We start from the raw sequence: 24,708 nt of genomic DNA, 5'->3' as shown, positions 1-24,708 counted from the left end.
CAAATGTTAACGAGTCGGCTTTTTTCTTTTATTATATTTGCCCGAGAGATTACGTAATTATTGAATATTAAATAACTGTAAGCAAATCATTAAATTATAACTATTTTAATTTTATTTTTTTCTTCATATTTAACCTATCAATAAATAATACTTAACATATTAAAATAACTTAAAACCGAAATTTGTAAATGATGATATAGATAAATTTAACAATAAAATTCCCCTCACGACAATGAAACACATTTACCCCCCATTATTAATAGTAGTTTCTTTATTTTTTTATACTACAATAAGCTCACAATCTAACGAGACTTGTGACACCCCTAATAACGTACATATCGCTGACTTAAATAGCATATCTAAATGTACTATAAAACAAGAATCAGATAATAAAAGGAAAATAACATTAAATGTTGCTTCTAACAAAATACGCAAAAGAGTAGTTAGAAAAAGAGGTAAAGCAAATTCATTAGGTGATATTGGTCATTTAAAGAAAGATGTTAAAACAAATACTGATAAATTAGAGATTCGTTCAAATTTAGTTACCAAAAAAGTTATCGCACAAGAAATTTTATTTTCTATTGTAGATGAAGTTCCAAGTTTCCCAGAATGTGAAGATCATATAAAAAGTAAAAGTGATTGCTTCAACAATCAGTTTTCTAAGCACTTTGCAAAAAACTTTGAACCAGAAAGAGCTTCAAATGATGGAATTACTGGTAGAGTCTTTCTTCAATTCACTGTAGATGTGAAGGGTAATGTTCGTAATTTATTGATTAAATCTAGGAATAAAAACAAACAATTAGAAGAAGAGATTGAACGTGTGGTAAGCAAACTTCCTAAGTTTACACCAGGAAAACATAACGGATTACCTGTGAATGTAAAGTATAGTTTACCTATAAATTTTAGCGAGTAAAATAGACATAAAAATACTTGGCATACTTTTTGGATCACTGATTATGCAATGCGATATCAAGTTATGATACTTATTAACAACTAATTAAAAAAAAACAAGAAATTTTTTTTAGTCGATATAAATTCATATCTTAGCCGCAGATAATCTCTAATCCCTATAAAGTATGTTTAAAAAAGTTTTCGCAATTGCTGCTATCTTTTTATTTCAGCAATTGACATTTTCTCAAGCAAAAGATGAAACCTGTGATACTCCAGCTGGAGATCCAGCTTTAGATTTAAATAGTATCACCAAGTGTTCAGTTGAAAGTAAAGACGGAAAAGCAAAAAAGATATCTGTCGAAGTAACCTCTAGAAGAAGGGTTATACGTAAAAGAAATGCCGTAACAGGTGTTAATTCATCAAGTGCGACTTCTAACAAATTAGCTGAATTAAAGAAAAAAGCTTCTTTAGTTGGTAATTTAGATTTAAGTAGTGAAGAAGTTGTAGAAAAAATTCCATTTAATTTAGTAGAAGAAATTCCTTTGTTCGAAGATTGTGAAAAGGTCGCTATTTTCAAACAAGAGAAATGTTTCAATAAAATGGTAAGAGATCACATTAACAGAAACTTTTCTTATCCTGGAAAAGCATATGATGCTTCAATTCAAGGAAGAGTATTAGTACAATTTGTTATTGACAAAAACGGTGATGTTGCAGATTTAAATGTAAGAGGTCCTTACAAGGGAGAATTATTAGAAAAAGAAGCTGTAAGAATCATTAAGAAGTTACCAAAATTCAAACCTGGTAAACACAATGGGAAAAATGTAAAAGTTAAATATGGTGTACCTATTAACTTTAGAATTCCTGGAAAAAGACCTTCTAACGTAAAGAGAGTTAAGAAAATTCCAGAAAACACAAAAGATATTTTTGGATTTAAAAGTGTAGATTCAGTTCCATTATTTTCTGACTGTAATTCAAAAGATTCTCAAAGTTGTTTCAATGTTCAATTTTCTAAATTTATCAATGAAAACTTTGCATATCCAGAAGAAGCAAAAAAGAAAAACATCCAAGGAAAAGTTACTGCTTCATTTATAGTAGATACAAACGGAGATATCGTAAATATTAGAGCAAAAGGACCAGAAGGAGGAAAAATCTTGGAAGATGCTTTAGTTTCAATACTAAGCGGAATGCCAAAATTAAAACCTGCAATTAGAAAAGGTGTAAGAGTTAAGGTAAGATATAGCTTCCCAATTAACTTTGCTTTAAATAAATAATATACTACTAACAGAGATTTATATACTTTAAAGACCAGAAGCAATTCTGGTCTTTTTTTAATTTAATATATTATGAGAACAGCTAATCAATGGTTTGAAGAGTACGCCATAAGCCATCAAAATGAAACAAATCAATTTATTCATTACATATGTGTACCTGCTATATTTTTTAGTGTTGTAGGATTAATTATGTGCATACCTCCTTCACTACTTAAAAATACTTTTAAACTATATAATCCACTTATTGAAAATTGGGCTTTTGTAGTTGGTACTTTTCTATGCTTATTTTTTTATTTAAGATTAGGGTTTTGGTATTTTATAAAAATGCTAATATTAATTCTTCTTTCAATAGCAGGTAATAATTGGATAAACAACCATGCTAGTTTATTAGTTGTATCAATAACTATTTTTGTAGTTGCTTGGATCGGACAATTTTATGGTCATAAAGTTGAAGGTAAAAAACCATCGTTTATTAAAGATTTACAATTTCTTTTAATAGGTCCATTATGGGTGATTGAAAAACTAACTTCAAAAAAATAATTATTAATATATTAAATTCAATAGCTATATATCAATATTAAAAATTAATGCTTTACAAGAAATTCCCATACAGTAAATCATATAGAACTCATTTCTTTATAAGTATTATATTATCATTTTTTGTTTTATTTATTTTATTCTTTTTAGAGCCTTTTAATTCTGGAAATTCTAAGTTTTTATATAAAAATTTATATTTAATAGGTTACGGATTTATCACCTTATTCACTTATCTAATTTGTCATAGGTTTTCTATTGGCTATTATACAAAAACAGAAATTTGGAACTTTTTTGAAGAAGTAATATTCAGTTTTGTATTTGTATGTGCAGCAGTTGTTCTTGCATTTTTTTATACAGAATTAGGCATTAACAAAAATCCAGAAAGAGTAAATTTATTTCACTTTTTAAACTGGTTCAAAGTTATTTTTTTGGGCTTTGGTAGCTTACTTTTTGTATCAACTATCTTTTTAAGACAAAAATACCTTCAAGATAAACCTAACAACAGTAATCAAGAGAATGAACCAATAAAAGAGATAGAGAAAATTCAAATAAAAAGTAAATTGAAAAAGGAATCTTTTTATATCGAACCAAAGAATATCCTTTTTATAAAATCTGAAAATAATTATATCAGAATCTTTTTTTTTAACAATGAAAAGGTTGAAGAAAAACTTATTCGTACAACTCTAACTGAGGTTCAAAGTCAATTTAATTCATTATTGAAAACGCATCGCTCATATATTGTTAATCCAGATTATATACTTTCAGTAAAAGGTAATAAACAAAATGCCAAAATAAATTTAAAACATATAAAGTATAGCATTCCTGTATCAAAATCTCTCTTTGATGAGCTGATTAATCGTATATAGCTTTACAACATTAGCATTTATTCGCCACAAAAATGTTGAATTGACAACAAAAAGTATCAACTGACAACATATTTTATTAGCAATCTTTTCTTTTTTTTTCATTTGTAAAAACAATACATAAAAACAAATGAAAAGAGTTTCACTACTTATACTTATTAAACGAATACTTATTTCCATCATACTAATAATTCTAATATTTATAACTTATGTTAGATTTAATAGAACTTTAGATTCATACATATATCATGTTAATGTAGATAAAGTAAAATTTACAAGTAAATTTGAGCATAATGAATATTATTTAGAATTAAAAGATCAAACAACAATTCATTCGGCGTTATTCAAACCTAAAACATCTTATACAAAAGCTACAATTTTTCATCATTTAGGTAATGCTATGACGTTGAATAATGCACAACTTATGTATGAAAGCCTTTTAAACTCTGGTTACCAAATATTTGCATACGAGAGGAGAGGTTTTTCAGAATCTTCAGGTAAAGCCAATAATTCTAAAACTCTCAAAAATGATGCTTTAGAAGTATTTGATCAATTTAAAAATTTAAAAGATGTAAAAGGAACACCAATTATCATATGGGGTGTATCTATGGGAGGCATTTTTGCTACTACAAATGCAGTAGAAAGAGCATCTGATATTAAGGGACTTATTATTGAATCGGCTTTTAGCTCTTTTTCAGATGTAGCTAAACACTATGCCAATGAAATTAATTTAGAAAATTACAGATGGTTAATTCCTATATTATTAAATAATGATTTTCCTACTTATGAAGAAATACAGCAATTTCATAAATCAACTGTAATAATCCATAGTACAGAAGATCAGATTATTCCGTTTAAGTTTGCTGAGAAAATTTATGGCAGTTCAAATAAAAAAAATACATTTTTTTGGAAAATAAAAGGCAGTCACATAAAAGGTATTTTTGATTATAAAGATCAATATCTAAAGAAATTTGATGATATCTTAACGAACTAATTAAGAAAAAAAAGGAAATACTAATTTTAAGTATTTCCTTTTTACATACTACATTTTATCTCCAAAAAATACAGCATTCATTAATAGCTTATTCGTCCCATACCAAAAAGCTCTAAAATTAGTATTATCAGTAAAAACTATTACTTTTCCTCTACCTAATTGACTAGCTTTAAAAGGAACTGTTTCTTTTAATAATTTTAAGTTAGGCTTTGAAATATACCCGCTTAATAGTGGATTTGAAGTATATTTTATTGGATTACTAAAACTACTTTTACTTGGTTTTATAAATAACGTACTATTTCTAAACAAAGCAAGCTTAGTATTTTTATAACCAAAGTTAATAGGATGAGACCTATCAAGAGAAGTTTCAAAAATAGCTCCACCAATTACTTGTGCTCCAAAATGCAATCTTCTATTCTCAAAAGTTACATTTTTAATTTCTTCAGTTTTTTTAGTTTTAAAATCTAATCTTATAAACTTACTATTCGCTAACCATCTTGCAGCATTTTTGTAACCAATTAAAACACCTCCATTATTTGTCCATTCTCTCAACTTACTTTCAATTACAGCACTTAAAGACGAAGTATTAGGTAATATAATCGTTGTATATTTTGAAATATCCATTCTTCTAAAGTTTGATACATCTAACTTTGTTATATGCATATCAAATCTTTGATCAAATAAATGCCAAATTTCTCCAGCATCACTTGGAGAGATTCCATCACCAACTAATACGGCTACTTTTTGTTTTTTTACATTTCTAAAATTATTACTACCTAGATCAATTCCTTGATTTAAACCAGTATTTACTCCAGTGATATCAACAAAATTATTTTCTGCTATTTCAGATAAGAACTTGAATAACTCTAATGAATTTAGATTTTGATTTTGAACTGGAATAAAGATTGTTCCATAATCAAAATTATTACCTCCATTTTTAAAGTTTTTCATTGCTACTTTAGCTCTTAATCCTTTGTTTAAAATAGTATTTAGAGCTCTTGGTGTGTAGTATTCATTCCAAGGTAATAAATATCCAACATCACTTTTAATAGTTACTTTTCCTTCTTTTAATGTAGGGGTTTTAATTTCTTTTCCCACTTTAGACAATGAAACGTCTTTTGAAAAATCAACACCAAAAGCATGGTTGAATGTCCATGCAGAAACATCATAAAACAAACTATCCTTAAAGTTCTTTCTTACATCAAACATTGCGTTAATTAAACGAATATTCTTTTGATTTAAAGGAACTGCATAACTATTGCCTTTTTTAAACTTTATATTTCCTTCATTAAAATCTGATTTTATCTCATGTATTTTAATTTTATGTCTGTGTAATACATCTGCTAAATGATACGTTTTTGCAGCATCCTTTTCATCACCAAATACAATCGCTTTTTGTTTTTCAAAAGACTTAGAATTCTTATAAAAATTTTGTTGATATTTTAGCAACTTGACGCGCATGCTATTAGCAGCTTCTAAAGTAGAAAGTGTAGCAGTAAACTGATTACGAATAGTAAAAGGAAATGTTAAGATTCCATTGTCCGTTTCTTGTGCATGCCCTCTGGAACTTCCTTGTTCAAATAAAATTCCTATACCTCCATTTATATCTGGAAAAGTAGATCCTTTTCCATAGTAAAAATCATCAAAACTCTCCTCTGAATAGTATAATGATCCTAGTTGATCAAATGCTTTGGCATGATATGTAGCTATTTCTTTTGTTAACTCTTGATTTAATTTTGGTGTTAATGGATGTGTTCTACTTTGAATTCCTGGTTGAAAGAAAAATGTAGAATTACTACCCATTTCATGATGATCAGTTAAGATATTAGGTAACCATTCATGAAAAGTTTTTACACGAGATTTACTTTCTGATAATTGTACAGGTAACCAATCTCTATTCATATCGAACCAATAATGATTTGTTCTTCCTCTAGGCCAAATTTCAGTATATTCTCTGTCGTTTGGATCTGGGTTTATATTTTTTGATTTATTGCTATTCGCCCAGTATGAAAAACGTTGAACTCCATCTGGGTTCATACATGGATCGAATAAAACAACTGTATTTTGTAATAAGTTTTCTATCTCGTTTCCTTCTGCTGCGGCTAAATGATAAGCAGCAACTAATGCTGCATTAGCTCCACTAGCTTCATTCCCATGAATTGAAAAACCTTGATAAACAACAACTGGTAAATTAGAAATATCTATAGCTATATTTTCTGTAGCTTCAATATGTTTTTTTCTAATATTCTCTAAATTATTATGATTCTTAGGTGAAGTTATTTTTAATAAAATTAAAGGTCTGTCTTCATAAGTTTTTCCTCTTTCTTCTATAACAATTCTATCTGAAACTTTAGCTAAAGCTTTCATGTAATACAAAAGTTTGTCGTGTGTAATATGCCACTCCCCTACTTCATGACCAATAATAGATTTTGGAGTAGGTATGTTTTTATTGTATGTTACATTTTTAGGTAAATAATAAGATAAATCTAATTTGCTTTGTGCGAAAGAAGATAAGATTACTGTTAACAGTAATAACGTAAATATTTTTTTCATTTTGAAGTATTCGGTGTATGTAACAAAGATAATGACCAATACTTTGAACTTTAATCGAATACCTAAATGAAACTAAATTTTAAGAAAAAATTAATACTTAAACGGTACAATAAAAATTATCTGTTTGGATTGTTCAGAATTACTAAAGCACCAATTACACCAGGAATCCAACCGCAAAGTGTTAACAGGAAAATGATAATAAATGATCCACAACCTTTATCTATAATTGAAAGTGGAGGAAATACAATAGCCAATAAAACTCTTAATATATTCATGTAGAAAATCGCATTTTTATTTAAAAGACGATTTTATTTCTGATTTGTTACACAGTTTATATGAATACCTACTAAAATTCATTCTTTTTCAAGCAGTCAAACATAAAACCTATAGGTTCTTCATCAAAGTAAAGTCAATTTGATTTTAAAAAAGCTATTTTAAAATTAAAATTGTTTTTTCTGTTTCAAAAAAGACATCTAAAAAGTTAATATAACTCAAAAAACCTAATTTAAAAGTAAATTTCACTTTTATAAACTAAAATAGAGATTAAATTTATTTATTTTGTAATAAAAATCGATTCGTTATGTCATCAAAAAATAGTGTAGATAATTCTAATTTAGATACAAAAGCATTTGTTTCGCCAGAATATATTCGTAACCGTTTTGCTTCAATCATGTCTGACATGTATAAGAATGAAGTTCCACTGTACGGAGATTTACTAGATTTAGTTCATGATATTAACGATACTGTGCTTTCTGAATCTGCTGCAATTAAAGAACAACTTGCCAATACAGGAGAAATTACTCGACTAAACATGGAACGCCATGGTGCTATTCGTTTAGGGAAACCGTACGAATTATTTACGATGCGACGTTTATTTAAAGTTATGGGGATGTTTCCTGTTGGATATTACGACTTAGCTACAGCTGGCGTTCCTGTACATTCTACAGCTTTTAGAGCGATTGAAAACACAGCTTTAAATCAAGCTCCCTTCAGAGTTTTCACTTCTTTATTGCGTTTAGATTTAATTGATGATAATAATTTACGTGAACGTGTGGAAACTATTTTAGAAGATCGTCAAATCTTTACACAGAAAGCTTTAGAGCTCATTGAGAAATCTGAAAAACAAGGCGGATTAAACAAAGAAGATGCCGAAATATTTGTTCAAGAAGCTTTAGAAACTTTTAGATGGCATGACACGGCTACTGTAGATTATGAAATGTATGAAGCTTTACTAAAACAGCATCGTTTAATTGCAGATGTAGTTGCATTTAAAGGTCCGCATATCAACCATCTAACTCCAAGAAGTTTAGATATAGATAAAGTACAAGCAAATATGGAAGCTCGTCATATTCCACCGAAAGATAATATTGAAGGTCCGCCAACTAGAAAATGTCCTGTCCTATTACGTCAAACAAGTTTTAAAGCACTAACTGAAAAGGTTACTTTTAAAAATGATAACGGAAACGGAAAAATGGGTGAACATAAAGCTCGTTTTGGGGAAATTGAACAACGTGGAGTCGCTTTAACTCAGAAAGGGTTAGACTTATATAATGAATTACTTGGTAAAACACGAAAAGCAATTGGAGGTTCTCCAAATGCTGAAAATGCAGCTGAATACAACAAATTACTACAAGAAAATTTTACAGTTTTTCCAGATAATTATGCTGAATTACATTCAGAAAAATTAGCCTATTTCCATTATTTTACCACTGAAAAAGCTAAAAATATTTCTAAAGATCGTTTATTTAGGAAGGAAGATGTTCCTCAACTATTAGATGACGGCTATTTAAAAATAGAACCGATGGTTTACGAGGATTTCTTACCTGTAAGTGCAGCAGGAATTTTTGCTTCAAACTTAGGAACAGATGATGCTAAACGTAATTACGAAGGAACTTCGAATCAATTATTATTTGAAAAAGATTTAGGAGCTCCTGTATACGAATTAATGAAATGGTATGAAGATATGCAAGATGAAACTATTCAGAAATGTTTAGCTGAACTTAATGCTTAATGTATAATTAGAAACATAAAATTATACTCTTGGAAAATCAATTTGACTACATAGATCGACAAATTTTATCTAAACTTAGAGATGATGCCAGAAAAGCATTTTCTCAAATCGCTGAAGAATTGAATGTTTCTAATTCTTTAATTCATCAACGTATTAAAAAGTTAACTGCCGAAGGAGTAATTAAAAATGCTGAGTTTGTTCTCGATGAGAAAAAACTAGGTTACAAAACAAAATCGTATACTGGTATTCGTTTAAGAGAAGCTCGATTTGCTAAAGAAGTAATGCGAGAACTTGAAAAAATAGATGAAATTGTTGAGTGCAACTTTGTTTCTGGTAGTTACGCTATTTTTATTCTTACCTATACTCGTGATAATGAACATTTACAAAAAGTTCTATACGACAAAGTGCATTTAATTAATGGAGTTGCAGGTACAGACTCTTTCATTTGTTTTGATACTTGTTTCAAAAGAAACTCAGTAATTCAATAATTGTCTTTTTTTTTATGAAATAACAACACTTTTTTTGCCAAATTCTCAGTAAAATAGTTTTTAAAGAGAAATTGATCTTTTGAATCATCAGATTGTAGTAAATTAGAGGTTTTGATTCAAAAATCAATAGAAAACAACACAACTATTAAAAGGTAAATTCCTTATTTATCATGACACTAGACAAACAACTACAAATTGTTTCAGAAAAATTATCAGGAGAACTCGTATTTGATAATCTTCATAAAAGTATTTATGCTACAGATGCTTCGGTATATAGAAAAACACCAACAGCAGTTGCTTTTCCTAAAACTATTGAAGACATAAAAATATTAATCGATTTTTCTGTACAGCATAATATTACTTTAGTTCCTAGAACTGCTGGTACTTCGTTAGCTGGACAATGTGTTAGTGATGGAATTATAGTTGATGTTTCGAAACACTTTACGAATATTCTTGCGTTTGATGAAAAAAATAAAACCATTACTGTAGAACCAGGAATCATTAGAGACGATTTAAATCGTTTTTTAAAGCCTTACGGATTATTTTTTGGTCCGAATACTTCTACTTCAAACCGTTGTATGATTGGTGGTATGGTAGGAAATAATTCTTCTGGAAGTACTTCTATTCGATATGGTGTAACAAGAGATAAAGTGATTGCTATCGATGCTCTTTTATCCGATGGCTCTAAAGCTACTTTTTCTGAAATTTCCTCTCAAGAATTTCGTAAAAAGACAACTCAAGATGATTTAGAAGGGAAAATATATAAGTCAATTTTCTTTGAATTAAGCTCTAAAGAAACTCAAGATGAAATTTTAAAAGAGTTTCCGAAAGCTGCAATTCATAGAAGAAATACAGGTTATGCTGTTGATGAGTTTTTGACTTCAAATTTATTTGGCGGTGAACAAGATACTGTTAACACAGCCAAATTTCTTTCAGGAAGTGAAGGAACTTTAGCGTTTATGACTGCTATTACGATTCAATTAGATGACCTTCCTCCTACTCATAGCATTATGGTAACTCCACATTTTACTAGTGTAAATGAGAGTTTAAAAGCTACTATTACAACCATGAATCATAATTTATTCACTTGTGAATTGATGGATAAAGTGATTTTAGATTGTACTAAAAATAATAGAGAACAAACTAAGAATAGATTTTTTATTCAAGGAGATCCTGAAGCTGTTTTAATGTTAGAAGTTAAAGCTGATTCTAAAGAGAAAGTTGAAGAGTTAGCCGATAAATTAATTCAAGATTTAAAAGACAATAACTTCGGATATCATTATCCTAAGGTATTTGGTAATGATATTAAAAAAGTTCTAGATTTAAGAAAAGCCGGACTTGGATTATTGGGTAATATGATTGGTGATAAAAAAGCGGTGGCTTGTATTGAAGATACTGCTGTAGATTTACATGATTTACCTGAATATATTGAAGAATTTTCTGCAATTATGGACAAATACCAGCAACAAGCTGTTTATTATGCACATGCCGGAGCTGGAGAATTGCATTTAAGACCTATTTTGAATCTTAAAAAAGCGGAAGATGTTGATTTATTTAGAAAAATAACAACGGAAACGGCAGAACTTGTAAAGAAATACAATGGTTCTTTTAGTGGTGAACATGGAGATGGAATTGTAAGAGCCGAATTTATTCCTTTAATGATTGGTGATCGTAATTATCAACTTTTAAAGCGTATTAAAAAAGCTTTTGATCCGAATAACGTATTCAATAAAGGAAAGATAACAGATGCTTTTAAAATGGATGAAAGTTTACGTTATGAAGTAGATCGAAATGAACCTGAAATTAATACCATTTTCGATTTTTCTGATAGTGAAGGAATTTTACGTTTAGCGGAAAAATGTAATGGTTCTGGTGATTGTAGAAAATCTCCTGAAGCAGGCGGAACTCTTTGTCCGAGTTACAGAGCTACAAAAGACGAAAAAGATACCACTCGATCGAGAGCAAATGCTTTACGTGAGTTTTTGACAAACTCAGATCAAGTAAATAAATTTAATCATAAAGAGTTAAAAACTGTTTTCGATTTATGTTTGAGTTGTAAAGCTTGTGCTAGTGAATGTCCTAGTAATGTTGATGTTGCTTCTTTAAAAGCTGAGTTTTTATATCAATATCAAGAAACTAACGGATATTCTTTCAGAAGTAAATTATTTGCAAATAATGCAAAGTATAACAAGTTAGGAAGCAAATTTCCTACAATTACAAACTTCTTAACCAATACGAGTTTAGCTAAAAAAGTAATGGGAGTTGCACAAGAAAGAACTGTTCCGAAATTAGCTAAACAAACTTTAGACGCTTGGTTGAAAAAAACGAATCAGAAAGACAGCGAAAAAACGGTATTGTTATTTAACGATGAGTTTACCAATTTTTACGACACTGAAATTGGAAAAGATTCAATAACTGTGTTAAACGCTTTAGGATATGAGGCTGAGGTTTTAAATCATGAAGAAAGCGGACGAAGTTATATTTCAAAAGGTTTTCTAAAAGAAGCTAAAACTATCGCTAATAAAAATGTTGAATTATTTAAAGATAAAGTTTCAGAAAACAAACCTTTAATAGGAATTGAACCTTCTGCTATTTTAACTTTTAGAGATGAATATTTACGATTAGCTGATGATAAAAAAGCAGCATCTGAAATTGCAAAACATACGTTTACTATTGAAGAGTTTCTTTCGAAAGAAATTGAGAAAGGAAATATAACTTCTAGTCAATTTACTTCTTCTAGCAAAGAAATTAAGATTCACGGGCATTGTCATCAAAAATCTTTATCAACCACAAATTCGATTTTTACGATGCTTAATATTCCTGAAAACTATACTGTTCGAATAATGAATACAGGTTGTTGTGGTATGGCTGGTTCATTTGGATACGAAAAAGAGCATTATAAGGTTAGTATGCAAGTTGGTGAAGATACTTTATTCAAAAAGGTTAGAAATGCTTCTAAAGGCACAGAAATAGCTGCTTCAGGTACAAGTTGTAGACATCAAATATATGACGGAACTAGTAAAATAGCGAAACATCCAATCACCTTACTAAAAGAAGCATTAATCTAAAATATTGAAAATCATTATTTTATTTCGTATATTTAAGAATAACTAACTTTAAAATTCTTAAGTATGGATACGAATAAAATTATCTTAAAGAATGGTTTTTTAATATATAGTTGCATTGTCATTTTCTTTCTTTTAATGAAAATTCTAGGATTAGATAATGTTTCTGAGCTTCGTTTTTTAAACTTTCTATTTGTTTTTTGGGGCGTAAATAGAGCTATAAAACAAAATATTAATCTTAATGCGCAAGATTCCTACTTTAATAATTTTTATGTAGGTTTTGGTTCGTCTGTTATTGGAATTGCTTTAACAATTATTGGCTTAATTGTTTATGTTGGATTTATAGAACCCAGCTTTATTACGGTATTAGAAAACTCATCTTTATGGGGTAAAAAATTAAGTCTAGAAATGGTCGTATTTGCATTGACTATAGAAGGAATAGCTTCCTCTGTAATGTGTTCTTTTATTTTGATGCAATATTATAAAAATTATAAATCTGCTAATATCTTAACATCTTAAAAAAATAAAGCGAGAAAGTTTCCTTTCTCGCTTTTTACTTAAAATAATTTAGGGATTATTTTAACAACTTATTACATTCACTATCTTTTTCGCTGTAACATTTATTGTCACTTCTGGAACGTCTTTTAAATAACTTTCCTCGACTTTTAGGTTTACGAATCATTCTAAGCCTTTGCATTATAGCTTTTTGATCTTTATACCCTTTTCTATCTATTACTCGCGGTTTGCTGTTTTCTACAGTAATATCATTTTTTCCACTAACGATGTAGAAATAAGATCTTCTATTTAATTGATGTTCTTCTTCAGAACATTTTTTACTGTTCTTATCATTACAATGATTTAACAATTGATCTTCACCATATCCTATTGCACTCTCAACTCTTTTTGGAGCAATACCCCTTGAGATTAAAAACTCTCTTGTCGATTTTGCTCTTCTATCAGATAATTTTCTGTTATACAGTTTTCCTCCCCTACTATCTGTATGAGATTCAATTTTTATAATCATTTTTGGATGGTTATTCATCACAGCTACAATATTTTCTAATTCATATTGTGCATCGTCTCTAATATATGATTTATTAAAATCGAAGTAGATTGGCTTAATTACGATTTGATTTCCTACAATTAACGGATCTAACATAAGATCTATCGTAATTATTTTACCATTTTCCTTAGTTAAATTAAAGTCTTTTTTTGCAGCCGACCTATAGTCTCTTTGCTCTGCTATTACAGATAATGTATCATTTCCACAGACTACTTTATCAAAACTATATTTACCATTAATATCTGTTAAAGCTTCATTTACTATAGTTCCGGTAGCTTTATCTACCAACTTAATAATTGCATTTGCAATTGGAGCTTTGGTAACTTTATCTGTTAAAGTTCCTGTTATTGATTGTAAACATTCTTTCGGTTTAGGTAACTCTGATATGTAGAAACTGTAAATATCATCATCTCCTTTACCTTTCGACCTGTTAGATGAGAAAAAACCTTTTTTTCCTGTACTATCTACATAAAATGAAAAATCATCTTTCTTACTATTGAATGGAAAATCAAGATTTACAACTTTGCTGAATGTTCCATCTTCATAGATTTTGGTCTGGAAGATATCTAAAAGTCCTAAACCTCTATGTCCATTAGAAGAGAAGAATAATACATTATTTTCAGCAACAAAAGGAAACATTTCTCTTTCGGGTGTATTTACACTTTCACCTAAATTAGTAGGTACTCCGTAGCCATCTTCTTTGATCTCTACTTTAAAAATATCTGTCGCTCCAAGAGAACCAGGCATGTCGGAAGTAAAATATAATGTCTTTTCATCAGGACTTAAAGCAGGATGACCTACTGAATAATCGTCACTATTGAAAGGAAGCTCTTCTACATTCTCCCAATTTCCATTATTATTTTCTGCTTTGTATAATTTTAAATTAACAGTTTGTTTTTTGTCTTTACGAAGTTTCTTACCATCAAAATTAACTCTAGAGAAATACATATATTTTCCATCTTTGGTAAATACAGCTGAAGATTCATGAAATGATGTATTTACAGGTGAAGTTAATATAGTTCTATCATTTACTCCATAAATAGTATCAGCTTTTGTTCCTTCTACTTTTTGGATGTATCCTTTAGATTTATATAAGTTTAAAAATGGTTGATTATTCCAGCGATATACTTTTTCTCCTTTTATTCCTTTAGGTGCAGCAGATGCATAATATATTTCATCATTGAAAATTACACCTCCAAAGTCAGAAAAAGATGTGTTTGTAGCTAAGTTTCTTACACTAATCTTTTTTCTTCCACCGTTTAAAAAATCTTGAAATTGATCTTCTTTATCAATATATTTTTTCTTGTCTTTTCCAGGATTCGTTTTATTTAACACTAAATAAATAGAATCTGATTTCTTGGTGTCTCCATTACTTTTTAATACTTGTGCATATTTAAAAAGATAATTTGGATCTGTTTCCTTGGCTTTTTCAATTAATTTTCTATACCAAATTTCAGCTTCCTCTGTTCTTGAATTGTTGTAATACGAATCCCCGATTCGTTTTAAAACATATTTTGAAGTATCTCCTTTTTCATATACTGCTTCGTATATTTTAGCTGCTTTAAAATATGCAAATTCTTCAAAGTATCTATCTGCAACTCTTTTGCTTTGCGATAGTATTGGTAGTGTTAGTAATGTTAGAATTAAGGTGGTTGATAGTGTTTGTTTTTTCATTATTTAAGCTTTAAAAAAATCTGGGGGATTTCATTCTAGCCTGTTTAAAAATTTCGTAACGTAATAATACTTCGTGAGTTCCGCTGTTAGCGACATTATAATTTGAGGTTGTTAAATCAAATGCATACCCTATGTGCAATGATTCGCTGGCTTGAAAACCAGCTAAAAAGGAAACAGAATCATCCCATCTCCATGCTGCACCTGCTCTAAACTTTTCATAAAATAAAAAGTTTGCAGAAACATCAATAGATAAAGGTGCCCCAAAAACTAACTTCGCTAAAGCTGCAGGTTTAAATTTAATATTTTCATTTAAATCAAAAACATAACCTGCAATTAAGAAATAGTGTAATCTTTCTACTGCCGTTTCTGCTACTCTATTATTTGCATCGTAATGTTCTTGTCTCAAAAAGTTTGGTACCGATAAACCGATATACCAATCTGGCTCGTGATAGTAAATACCAGCTCCCACAGTTGGTAAAAACTTGTTTACAATATTATTTGATGGATCAAATGTTGGATCGCCATCTCTTGATCTTCCAAGCGACCAGTCTACATTTAAGAGCCTACCTCCTAGCTTTAATCCAAAGGCTAGGTTTCCTTCTTCTCCTGTTCGTATTGTATAAGATAAGTTACCATCTAAATATGTTTCATGAGATGGTCCTAACTTGTCATTAACAAGGTTTATACCAATTCCTAATCCACTATATCCTATAGGAGAATCGTAACTTAAATTTTGTGTGTCAGGTGCTCCTTCAAAACCAACCCATTGTGTTCTTCCTAAAGCAGTAAGTACTGTATGACCTTTAGAACCAACATAAGCCGGGTTAACAGACATGGTATTTAACATGTACTGTGTGTAATGGGGATCTTGCTGAGATATAGCATCTGTTACAAAACAGATGCTAATCATTAAAACTATTCTTTTTAATAAAAGTGACTTCATTATTTACTTTACACTTTATTATTATCTATTAATATATATCCAACCTTTTCTGATAGGACTTCCATCTCCTAAATCTATTACATAGTAGTATGTACCTACAGGTAATTTATCTAGTGTTTGAATGGTTGCTCTACCATTAGATATACCTTCAAATCTCTTGCTAGGATCATCGTTGCTATATCCTTGTACTTTGTATACTGTGTTACCCCATCTGTTGAAAATTTCAACTGTATTATTTGTGAAATTATCAATACAACTAATTCTCAGGTAATCATTTATTCCATCTCCATTTGGACTAAATTCATTATAAACTGTTAAACATGGATCAGTAACTTCTATAGTAACTGTTGCTGTTGAACAATTTGGTGGTGTAGCACTATCACATATTGTATATGTAAATGTGTCTGTACCTGTAAATCCTGGATCTGGAGTATATGTTACTGTATCATCACTAGGATCATTAGGTGTACCTCCATCATCAATTGTTACATCACCATTATCAGGACCGTTATCTATTGTTAATGTTCCATCATCTGGTACATCATTGTCATTATCAAATATATCAATAATAACTGGATCGTCTCCTGTCGTCTCAGAATTATCATCTTCTGCATCTGGTGTAGGATTAACATCTACAACTACAGTAACTGTTTCACAGTTTGGTGGCATAGCATCATCACAAATTGTATATGTGAATGTATCTGTACCATTAAAATCTTCGTCTGGTGTATATATCACCGTATCATCACTAGGATCATCTGGCGTACCTCCATCGTCAATAGTTACTGTTCCATTTGCTGGATCTGTTACTGTTAAAGTACCAGAAGAAGGAACGTCAGTATCATTTCCTAATACATCTATTTCTACTGATTCGTCTTCATCTGTAGTTGCTGTATCTGGATTCGCATCTGGTGTTGGTAATACGTCTACCGTTACAGTTGCTGTTGAACAATTTGGTGGTGTTTGATCATCACATACTGTATAAGTGAATGTATCTGTACCGCTAAATCCTGGATCTGGTGTATATGTCACCGTATCATCGCTTGGATCATTTGGTGTACCACCGTTATCAATAGTTACTGTTCCATTCGCTGGGTCTGTTACTGTTAAAGTACCTGAAGAAGGAACATCTGTATCATTTCCAAGTATATCTATTTCAATTTCTTCATCTTCATCAGTAGTTACACTGTCATCTAAAGAACCTGGTAAACGTGTATCTGGATCATTATCTAAGATCGTTACCGTTCCGCTTGGATCTGTGTTTGATGTATTTCCGCTTGTAACTGTACCATTAACCGTAAACGTTTCATCTGGTTCGTCAGTCGTATCATCTGTAATTGGAATACTTACATTAACACTTGTGCTTCCCACTGGAATTGTTACTGTTGTCGTTGTCGTTGTATAATCTCCTGAATCTGCACTTCCATCTGAAGTAACAATCGTGATTACTGTATCAACACTACTTGGTACATCAATACTTACTGGTACTGTAGCAGTTCCTGCATCTTCATCAACTATTACATCTCCGATAGCTACTACTGGTAAAGTTGTACTACTATCATTGTCTAAGATCGTTACCGTTCCGCTTGGATCTGTATTTGATGTATTTCCGCTTGTAACAGTACCATTAACTGTAAACGTTTCTGTTGGTTCTGCTGTAGTATCATCTGTAATTGGAATACTTACATTAACACTTGTGCTTCCCGCTGGAATTGTTACTGTTGTCGTTGTCGTTGTATAATCTCCTGAATCTGCACTTCCATCTGAAGTAACAATCGTAATTACTGTATCAACACTACTTGGTACATCAATACTTACTGGTACTGTAGCAGTTCCTGCATCTTCATCAACTATTACATCTCCGATAGTAACCACTGGTAAAGTTGTACTACTATCATTGTCTAAGATCGTTACTGTTCCGCTTGGATCTGTATTTGATGTATTTCCGCTTGTAACTGTACCATTAACCGTAAACGTTTCATCTGGTTCGTCAGTCGTATCATCTGTAATTGGAATACTTACATTAACACTTGTGCTTCCCACTGGAATTGTTACTGTTGTCGTTGTCGTTGTATAATCTCCTGAATCTGCACTTCCATCTGAAGTAACAATCGTGATTACTGTATCAACACTACTTGGTACATCAATACTTACTGGTACTGTAGCAGTTCCTGCATCTTCATCAACTATTACATCTCCGATAGCTACTACTGGTAAAGTTGTACTACTATCATTGTCTAAGATCGTTACCGTTCCGCTTGGATCTGTATTTGATGTATTTCCGCTTGTAACAGTACCATTAACTGTAAACGTTTCTGTTGGTTCTGCTGTAGTATCATCTGTAATTGGAATACTTACATTAACACTTGTGCTTCCCGCTGGAATTGTTACTGTTGTCGTTGTCGTTGTATAATCTCCTGAATCTGCACTTCCATCTGAAGTAACAATCGTAATTACTGTATCAACACTACTTGGTACATCAATACTTACTGGTACACTTGTCGTTCCTGCTCCTTCATCAACAGTTACATCTCCGATAGATACCACTGGAGTACCATCGTTATCGGTAATCGTTACTGTTCCACTTGGATCTGTATTGCTCGTGTTTCCACTTGTTACATTTCCGTTTACTGTGAAGGTCTCATTTGGCTCATCAGTTGTATCATCCGTTACTGGGATACTAACATTTATGCTAGTACTTCCTGCTGGAATCGTTACCGTTGTCGTTGTTGTTGTATAATCTGATGTTCCTGCTGTACCTGTGGCTGTAGTGATCTCAACTACCGTATCCACACTACTTGGTACATCAATACTTACGGGTACACTTGCTGTTCCTGCTCCTTCATCAACTGTTACATCTCCGATAGTAACCACTGGAGTACCATCGTTATCTGTAATCGTTACTGTTCCACTTGGATCTGTATTGCTCGTGTTTCCACTTGTTACATTTCCGTTTACAGTAAAGGTCTCATTTGGCTCATCAGTTGTATCGTCTGTAACTGGGATACTAACGTTTACGCTAGTGCTTCCTGCTGGAATCGTTACTGTTGTCGTTGTTGTTGTATAATCTGATGTTCCTGCTGTACCTGTGGCTGTAGTGATCTCAACTACCGTATCCACACTACTTGGTACATCAATACTTACTGGTACACTTGCCGTTCCTGCTCCTTCATCAACTGTTACATCTCCGATAGATACCACTGGAGTACCATCGTTATCTGTAATCGTTACTGTTCCACTTGGATCTGTGTTGCTCGTGTTTCCACTTGTTACATTTCCGTTTACAGTAAAGGTCTCATTTGGCTCATCAGTTGTATCGTCTGTAACTGGATACTAACGTTTACGCTAGTGCTTCCTGCTGGAATCGTTACTGTTGTCGTTGTTGTTGTATAATCTGATGTTCCTGCTGTACCTGTGGCTGTAGTGATCTCAACTACCGTATCCACACTACTTGGTACATCAATACTTACTGGTACACTTGCCGTTCCTGCTCCTTCATCAACAGTTACTCTCCGATAGATACCACTGGAGTACCATCGTTATCTGTAATCGTTACTGTTCCACTTGGATCTGTATTGCTCGTGTTTCCACTTGTTACATTTCCGTTTACTGTGAAGGTCTCATTTGGCTCATCAATGCCTCATCCGTTACTGGAATACTTACATTAACACTTGTGCTTCCTGCTGGAATCGTTACTGTTGTCGTTGTTGTTGTATAATCTGATGTTCCTGCTGTACCTGTGGCTGTAGTGATCTCAACTACCGTATCCACACTACTTGGTACATCAATACTTACGGTACACTTGCCGTTCCTGCGCCTTCATCAACTGTTACATCTCCGATAGTAACCACTGGAGTACCATCGTTATCTGTAATCGTTACTGTTCCACTTGGATCTGTGTTGCTCGTGTTTCCACTTGTTACATTTCCGTTTACTGTGAACGTTTCATTTGGCTCATCAGTTGTATCGTCTGTAATTGGAATACTTACATTAACACTTGTGTTTCCTGCTGGAATCGTTACTGTTGTCGTTGTTGTTGTATAATCTGAAGTTCCTGCTGTACCTGTGGCTGTAGTAATCTCAACTACCGTATCCACACTACTTGGTACATCAATACTTACGGTACACTTGCCGTTCCTGCTCCTTCATCAACAGTTACATCTCCGATAGTAACTACTGGAGTACCATCGTTATCTGTAATCGTTACTGTTCCACTTGGATCTGTATTGCTCGTGTTTCCACTTGTTACATTTCCGTTTACTGTGAACGTTTCATTTGGCTCATCAGTTGTATCGTCTGTAACTGGGATACTAACGTTTACGCTAGTGCTTCCTGCTGGAATCGTTACCGTTGTCGTTGTTGTTGTATAATCTGATGTTCCTGCTGTACCTGTGGCTGTAGTGATCTCAACTACCGTATCCACACTACTTGGTACATCAATACTTACTGGTACACTTGCCGTTCCTGCGCCTTCATCAACAGTTACATCTCCGATAGTAACCACTGGAGTACCATCGTTATCTGTAATCGTTACTGTTCCACTTGGATCTGTATTGCTCGTGTTTCCACTTGTTACATTTCCGTTTACAGTAAAGGTCTCATTTGGCTCATCAGTTGTATCGTCTGTAACTGGGATACTAACATTTACACTTGTACTTCCTGCTGGAATCGTTACTGTTGTCGTTGTTGTTGTATAATCTGATGTTCCTGCTGTACCTGTGGCTGTAGTGATCTCAACTACCGTATCCACACTACTTGGTACATCAATACTTACTGGTACACTTGCTGTTCCTGCGCCTTCATCAACTGTTACATCTCCGATAGTAACCACTGGAGTACCATCGTTATCTGTAATCGTTACTGTTCCACTTGGATCTGTGTTGCTCGTGTTTCCACTTGTCACATTTCCGTTTACTGTGAAGGTCTCATTTGGCTCATCGATACCGTCATCCGTTACTGGAATACTTACATTAACACTAGTGCTTCCTGCTGGAATCGTTACTGTTGTCGTTGTTGTCGTATAATCTGAAGCACCTGCTGTACCTGTGGCTGTAGTGATCTCAACTACCGTATCCACACTACTTGGTACATCAATACTTACTGGTACACTTGCTGTTCCTGCGCCTTCATCAACTGTTACTCTCCGATAGTACCACTGGAGTACCATCGTTATCTGTAATCGTTACTGTTCCACTTGGATCTGTATTGCTCGTGTTTCCACTTGTTACATTTCTCGTGTTTCCACTTGTTACACTCAAGTCTTACTGGCTCAATACCATCATCCGTTACTGGAATACTAACATTAACACTAGTGCTTCCTGCTGGAATCGTTACTGTTGTCGTTGTTGTTGTATAATCTGAAGTACCTGCTGTACCTGTGGCTGTAGTAATCTCAACTACCGTATCCACACTACTTGGTACATCAATACTTACGGTACACTTGCTGTTCCTGCGCCTTCATCAACGTTACATCTCCGATAGTAACCACTGGAGTACCATCGTTATCTGTAATCGTTACTGTTCCACTTGGATCTGTATTGCTCGTGTTTCCACTTGTTACATTTCCGTTTACTGTGAAGGTCTCACTTGGCTCATCAGTTGTATCGTCTGTAATTGGAATACTAACATTTACGCTAGTGCTTCCTGCTGGAATCGTTACTGTTGTCGTTGTGGTTGTATAATCTGAAGTACCTGCTGTACCTGTGGCTGTAGTGATCTCAACTACCGGTATCCACACTACTTGGTACATCAATACTTACGGTACACTTGCTGTTCCTGCGCCTTCATCAACAGTTACATCTCCGATAGTAACCACTGGAGTACCATCGTTATCTGTAATCGTTACCGTTCCACTTGGATCTGTATTGCTCGTGTTTCCACTTGTTACATTTCCGTTTACTGTGAACGTTTCATTTGGCTCATCAGTTGTATCGTCTGTAACTGGGATACTAACATTAACACTAGTACTTCCTGCTGGAATCGTTACTGTTGTCGTTGTTGTCGTATAATCTGAAGCACCTGCTGTACCTGTGGCTGTAGTGATCTCAACTACCGTATCCACACTACTTGGTACATCAATACTTACTGGTACACTTGCTGTTCCTGCGCCTTCATCAACTGTTGCTTCCAATGTACCACTGGAGTACCATCGTTATCTGTAATCGTTACTGTTCCACTTGGATCTGTATTGCTCGTGTTTCCACTTGTTACATTTCCGTTTACTGTGAAGGTCTCATTTGGCTCATCGATACCATCATCCGTTACTGGAATACTAACAGTTACGCTAGTGCTTCCGCTGGAATGGTTACTGTTGTCGTTGTTGTTGTATAATCTGAAGTACCTGCTGTACCTGTGGCTGTAGTAATCTCAACTACCGTATCCACACTACTTGGTACATCAATACTTACGGGTACACTTGCTGTTCCTGCTCCTTCATCAACAGTTACATCTCCGATAGTAACTACTGGAGTACCATCGTTATCTGTAATCGTTACTGTTCCACTTGGATCTGTATTGCTCGTGTTTCCACTTGTTACATTTCCGTTTACTGTGAAGGTCTCATTTGGCTCATCAGTTGTATCGTCTGTAATTGGAATACTAACATTTACGCTAGTGCTTCCTGCTGGAATCGTTACTGTTGTCGTTGTGTTGTATAATCTGAAGTACCTGCTGTACCTGTGGCTGTAGTGATCTCAACTACGGTATCCACACTACTTGGTACATCAATACTTACCGGTACACTTGCCGTTCCTGCTCCTTCATCAACTGTTACATCTCCGATAGTAATCACTGGAGTACCATCGTTATCTGTAATCGTTACTGTTCCACTTGGATCTGTATTGCTCGTGTTTCCACTTGTTACATTTCCGTTTACAGTAAAGGTCTCATTTGGCTCATCAGTTGTATCGTCTGTAATTGGAATATTTACATTAACACTTGTGTTCCTGCTGGAATCGTTACTGTTGTCGTTGTTGTTGTATAATCTGAAGTACCTGCTGTACCTGTGGCTGTAGTGATCTCAACTACCGTATCCACACTACTTGGTACATCAATACTTACCGGTACACTTGCCGTTCCTGCTCCTTCATCAACAGTTACATCTCCGATAGATACCACTGGAGTACCATCGTTATCTGTAATCGTTACTGTTCCACTTGGATCTGTATTGCTCGTGTTTCCACTTGTTACATTTCCGTTTACTGTGAACGTTTCATTTGGCTCATCAGTTGTATCGTCTGTAATTGGAATATTTACATTAACACTTGTGTTTCCTGCTGGAATCGTTACTGTTGTCGTTGTTGTTGTATAATCTGAAGTTCCTGCTGTACCTGTGGCTGTAGTAATCTCAACTACCGTATCCACACTACTTGGTACATCAATACTTACGGGTACACTTGCCGTTCCTGCTCCTTCATCAACAGTTACATCTCCGATAGTAACTACTGGAGTACCATCGTTATCTGTAATCGTTACTGTTCCACTTGGATCTGTATTGCTCGTGTTTCCACTTGTTACATTTCCGTTTACTGTGAACGTTTCATTTGGCTCATCAGTTGTATCGTCTGTAACTGGGATACTAACGTTTACGCTAGTGCTTCCTGCTGGAATCGTTACCGTTGTCGTTGTTGTTGTATAATCTGATGTTCCTGCTGTACCTGTGGCTGTAGTGATCTCAACTACCGTATCCACACTACTTGGTACATCAATACTTACTGGTACACTTGCCGTTCCTGCGCCTTCATCAACAGTTACATCTCCGATAGTAACCACTGGAGTACCATCGTTATCTGTAATCGTTACTGTTCCACTTGGATCTGTATTGCTCGTGTTTCCACTTGTCACATTTCCGTTTACTGTAAAGGTCTCATTTGGCTCATCAGTTGTATCGTCTGTAACTGGGATACTAACATTTACACTTGTACTTCCTGCTGGAATCGTTACTGTTGTCGTTGTTGTTGTATAATCTGATGTTCCTGCTGTACCTGTGGCTGTAGTGATCTCAACTACCGTATCCACACTACTTGGTACATCAATACTTACCGGTACACTTGCTGTTCCTGCGCCTTCATCAACTGTTACATCTCCGATAGTAACCACTGGAGTACCATCGTTATCTGTAATCGTTACTGTTCCACTTGGATCTGTGTTGCTCGTGTTTCCACTTGTCACATTTCCGTTTACTGTGAAGGTCTCATTTGGCTCATCGATACCGTCATCCGTTACTGGAATACTTACATTAACACTAGTGCTTCCTGCTGGAATCGTTACTGTTGTCGTTGTTGTCGTATAATCTGAAGCACCTGCTGTACCTGTGGCTGTAGTGATCTCAACTACCGTATCCATACTACTTGGTAC

Annotated in this window: 23 protein-coding genes; 9 read left to right on the top strand and 14 right to left on the bottom strand. The window is 33.2% G+C overall.

Annotated elements, in window-relative coordinates:
- Window positions 1–232 precede the first annotated feature (232 nt).
- The 5 genes from AQ1685_RS07425 (at window position 233) to AQ1685_RS07405 (ending at window position 4,556) form a co-directional block, all read left to right on the top strand.
- Window positions 233–913: an energy transducer TonB gene (locus AQ1685_RS07425; protein WP_095070848.1), complete on the top strand. Its 681-nt coding sequence runs from the start codon at window positions 233–235 to the stop codon at window positions 911–913.
- A 163-nt stretch (window positions 914–1,076) separates the two neighbouring features.
- Complete coding sequence (locus tag AQ1685_RS07420) at window positions 1,077–2,162, top strand: energy transducer TonB (RefSeq protein ID WP_095070846.1); 1,086 nt, start codon at window positions 1,077–1,079, stop codon at window positions 2,160–2,162.
- A gap of 72 nt (window positions 2,163–2,234) precedes the next feature.
- Window positions 2,235–2,702 carry an Mpo1 family 2-hydroxy fatty acid dioxygenase gene (locus AQ1685_RS07415; RefSeq protein WP_095070844.1) on the top strand — a complete coding sequence of 156 codons (468 nt, stop codon included), beginning with the start codon at window positions 2,235–2,237 and terminating at the stop codon, window positions 2,700–2,702.
- A gap of 47 nt (window positions 2,703–2,749) precedes the next feature.
- Window positions 2,750–3,565 (top strand): LytR/AlgR family response regulator transcription factor, encoded by an 816-nt coding sequence (locus AQ1685_RS07410; RefSeq protein ID WP_095070842.1) that lies wholly within the window; start codon window positions 2,750–2,752, stop codon window positions 3,563–3,565.
- A gap of 127 nt (window positions 3,566–3,692) precedes the next feature.
- A complete protein-coding gene (locus AQ1685_RS07405; RefSeq protein ID WP_095070840.1) occupies window positions 3,693–4,556 on the top strand; it encodes an alpha/beta hydrolase in 864 nt (287 codons plus the stop codon).
- Between the two features lie 48 nt (window positions 4,557–4,604).
- On the opposite strand, the gene AQ1685_RS07400 is transcribed toward AQ1685_RS07405, so the two are convergent.
- Together AQ1685_RS07400 and AQ1685_RS07395 are read right to left on the bottom strand one after the other, a co-directional pair.
- On the bottom strand, window positions 4,605–7,109 hold the full coding sequence (locus tag AQ1685_RS07400) for a M14 family metallopeptidase (RefSeq protein ID WP_095070838.1): 2,505 nt from the start codon (window positions 7,107–7,109) through the stop codon (window positions 4,605–4,607).
- Between the two features lie 116 nt (window positions 7,110–7,225).
- Window positions 7,226–7,384, bottom strand: coding sequence for a YqaE/Pmp3 family membrane protein (locus tag AQ1685_RS07395; protein ID WP_095070836.1), 159 nt, complete (start codon window positions 7,382–7,384; stop codon window positions 7,226–7,228).
- A gap of 305 nt (window positions 7,385–7,689) precedes the next feature.
- Between AQ1685_RS07395 and hglS the strand changes: the two genes are divergently transcribed.
- The 4 genes from hglS to AQ1685_RS07375 all read left to right on the top strand — a co-directional run bounded on the left by hglS (window position 7,690) and on the right by AQ1685_RS07375 (window position 13,192).
- Window positions 7,690–9,120, top strand: coding sequence for a 2-oxoadipate dioxygenase/decarboxylase HglS (gene hglS / locus AQ1685_RS07390; protein ID WP_095070834.1), 1,431 nt, complete (start codon window positions 7,690–7,692; stop codon window positions 9,118–9,120).
- Between the two features lie 29 nt (window positions 9,121–9,149).
- Entirely contained in the window at window positions 9,150–9,608 is a 459-nt protein-coding gene (locus tag AQ1685_RS07385; protein ID WP_095070832.1) for an Lrp/AsnC family transcriptional regulator, read from the top strand.
- Between the two features lie 170 nt (window positions 9,609–9,778).
- The gene (locus AQ1685_RS07380; RefSeq protein ID WP_095070830.1) at window positions 9,779–12,676 is read left to right on the top strand and encodes an FAD-binding and (Fe-S)-binding domain-containing protein; all 2,898 of its coding nucleotides are present in this window, start codon (window positions 9,779–9,781) and stop codon (window positions 12,674–12,676) included.
- 63 nt (window positions 12,677–12,739) lie between these two features.
- Window positions 12,740–13,192: a hypothetical protein gene (locus AQ1685_RS07375; protein WP_157730146.1), complete on the top strand. Its 453-nt coding sequence runs from the start codon at window positions 12,740–12,742 to the stop codon at window positions 13,190–13,192.
- A gap of 55 nt (window positions 13,193–13,247) precedes the next feature.
- On the opposite strand, the gene AQ1685_RS07370 is transcribed toward AQ1685_RS07375, so the two are convergent.
- From AQ1685_RS07370 to AQ1685_RS07335, 12 genes are all read right to left on the bottom strand, one after another.
- Window positions 13,248–15,410 (bottom strand): OmpA family protein, encoded by a 2,163-nt coding sequence (locus AQ1685_RS07370; RefSeq protein WP_095070826.1) that lies wholly within the window; start codon window positions 15,408–15,410, stop codon window positions 13,248–13,250.
- A 10-nt stretch (window positions 15,411–15,420) separates the two neighbouring features.
- The gene (locus AQ1685_RS07365) at window positions 15,421–16,320 is read right to left on the bottom strand and encodes a PorP/SprF family type IX secretion system membrane protein (protein WP_231970261.1); all 900 of its coding nucleotides are present in this window, start codon (window positions 16,318–16,320) and stop codon (window positions 15,421–15,423) included.
- A gap of 54 nt (window positions 16,321–16,374) precedes the next feature.
- Window positions 16,375–19,554, bottom strand: coding sequence for a Calx-beta domain-containing protein (locus tag AQ1685_RS20355; protein WP_162288563.1), 3,180 nt, complete (start codon window positions 19,552–19,554; stop codon window positions 16,375–16,377).
- A gap of 80 nt (window positions 19,555–19,634) precedes the next feature.
- Complete coding sequence (locus tag AQ1685_RS20350) at window positions 19,635–19,799, bottom strand: hypothetical protein (protein ID WP_394341873.1); 165 nt, start codon at window positions 19,797–19,799, stop codon at window positions 19,635–19,637.
- Window positions 19,800–19,959: 160 nt separating this feature from the next.
- Complete coding sequence (locus AQ1685_RS20345; protein ID WP_162288562.1) at window positions 19,960–20,124, bottom strand: hypothetical protein; 165 nt, start codon at window positions 20,122–20,124, stop codon at window positions 19,960–19,962.
- Window positions 20,125–20,144: 20 nt separating this feature from the next.
- Entirely contained in the window at window positions 20,145–20,450 is a 306-nt protein-coding gene (locus tag AQ1685_RS20340; protein WP_162288561.1) for a Calx-beta domain-containing protein, read from the bottom strand.
- Window positions 20,451–20,470: 20 nt separating this feature from the next.
- Entirely contained in the window at window positions 20,471–21,520 is a 1,050-nt protein-coding gene (locus tag AQ1685_RS20335) for a Calx-beta domain-containing protein (RefSeq protein WP_162288560.1), read from the bottom strand.
- 2 nt (window positions 21,521–21,522) lie between these two features.
- Complete coding sequence (locus tag AQ1685_RS20330) at window positions 21,523–21,762, bottom strand: hypothetical protein (protein WP_162288559.1); 240 nt, start codon at window positions 21,760–21,762, stop codon at window positions 21,523–21,525.
- Window positions 21,763–21,775: 13 nt separating this feature from the next.
- Complete coding sequence (locus tag AQ1685_RS07355) at window positions 21,776–22,102, bottom strand: Calx-beta domain-containing protein (protein WP_157730145.1); 327 nt, start codon at window positions 22,100–22,102, stop codon at window positions 21,776–21,778.
- A 6-nt stretch (window positions 22,103–22,108) separates the two neighbouring features.
- The gene (locus AQ1685_RS07350; RefSeq protein WP_157730144.1) at window positions 22,109–22,483 is read right to left on the bottom strand and encodes a Calx-beta domain-containing protein; all 375 of its coding nucleotides are present in this window, start codon (window positions 22,481–22,483) and stop codon (window positions 22,109–22,111) included.
- A 501-nt stretch (window positions 22,484–22,984) separates the two neighbouring features.
- Window positions 22,985–23,143, bottom strand: coding sequence for a hypothetical protein (locus AQ1685_RS20325; RefSeq protein WP_162288558.1), 159 nt, complete (start codon window positions 23,141–23,143; stop codon window positions 22,985–22,987).
- 134 nt (window positions 23,144–23,277) lie between these two features.
- Window positions 23,278–24,696, bottom strand: a complete 1,419-nt coding sequence (locus tag AQ1685_RS07335; protein ID WP_162288557.1) for a Calx-beta domain-containing protein — start codon at window positions 24,694–24,696, stop codon at window positions 23,278–23,280.
- Window positions 24,697–24,708: the final 12 nt, after the last annotated feature.

It is taken from the genome of Tenacibaculum jejuense, assembly GCF_900198195.1.
Lineage (GTDB): Bacteria > Bacteroidota > Bacteroidia > Flavobacteriales > Flavobacteriaceae > Polaribacter > Polaribacter jejuensis.
Note: the sequence above shows the minus strand (reverse complement) of the source record. Positions and strands in the feature narration are given on the sequence as shown.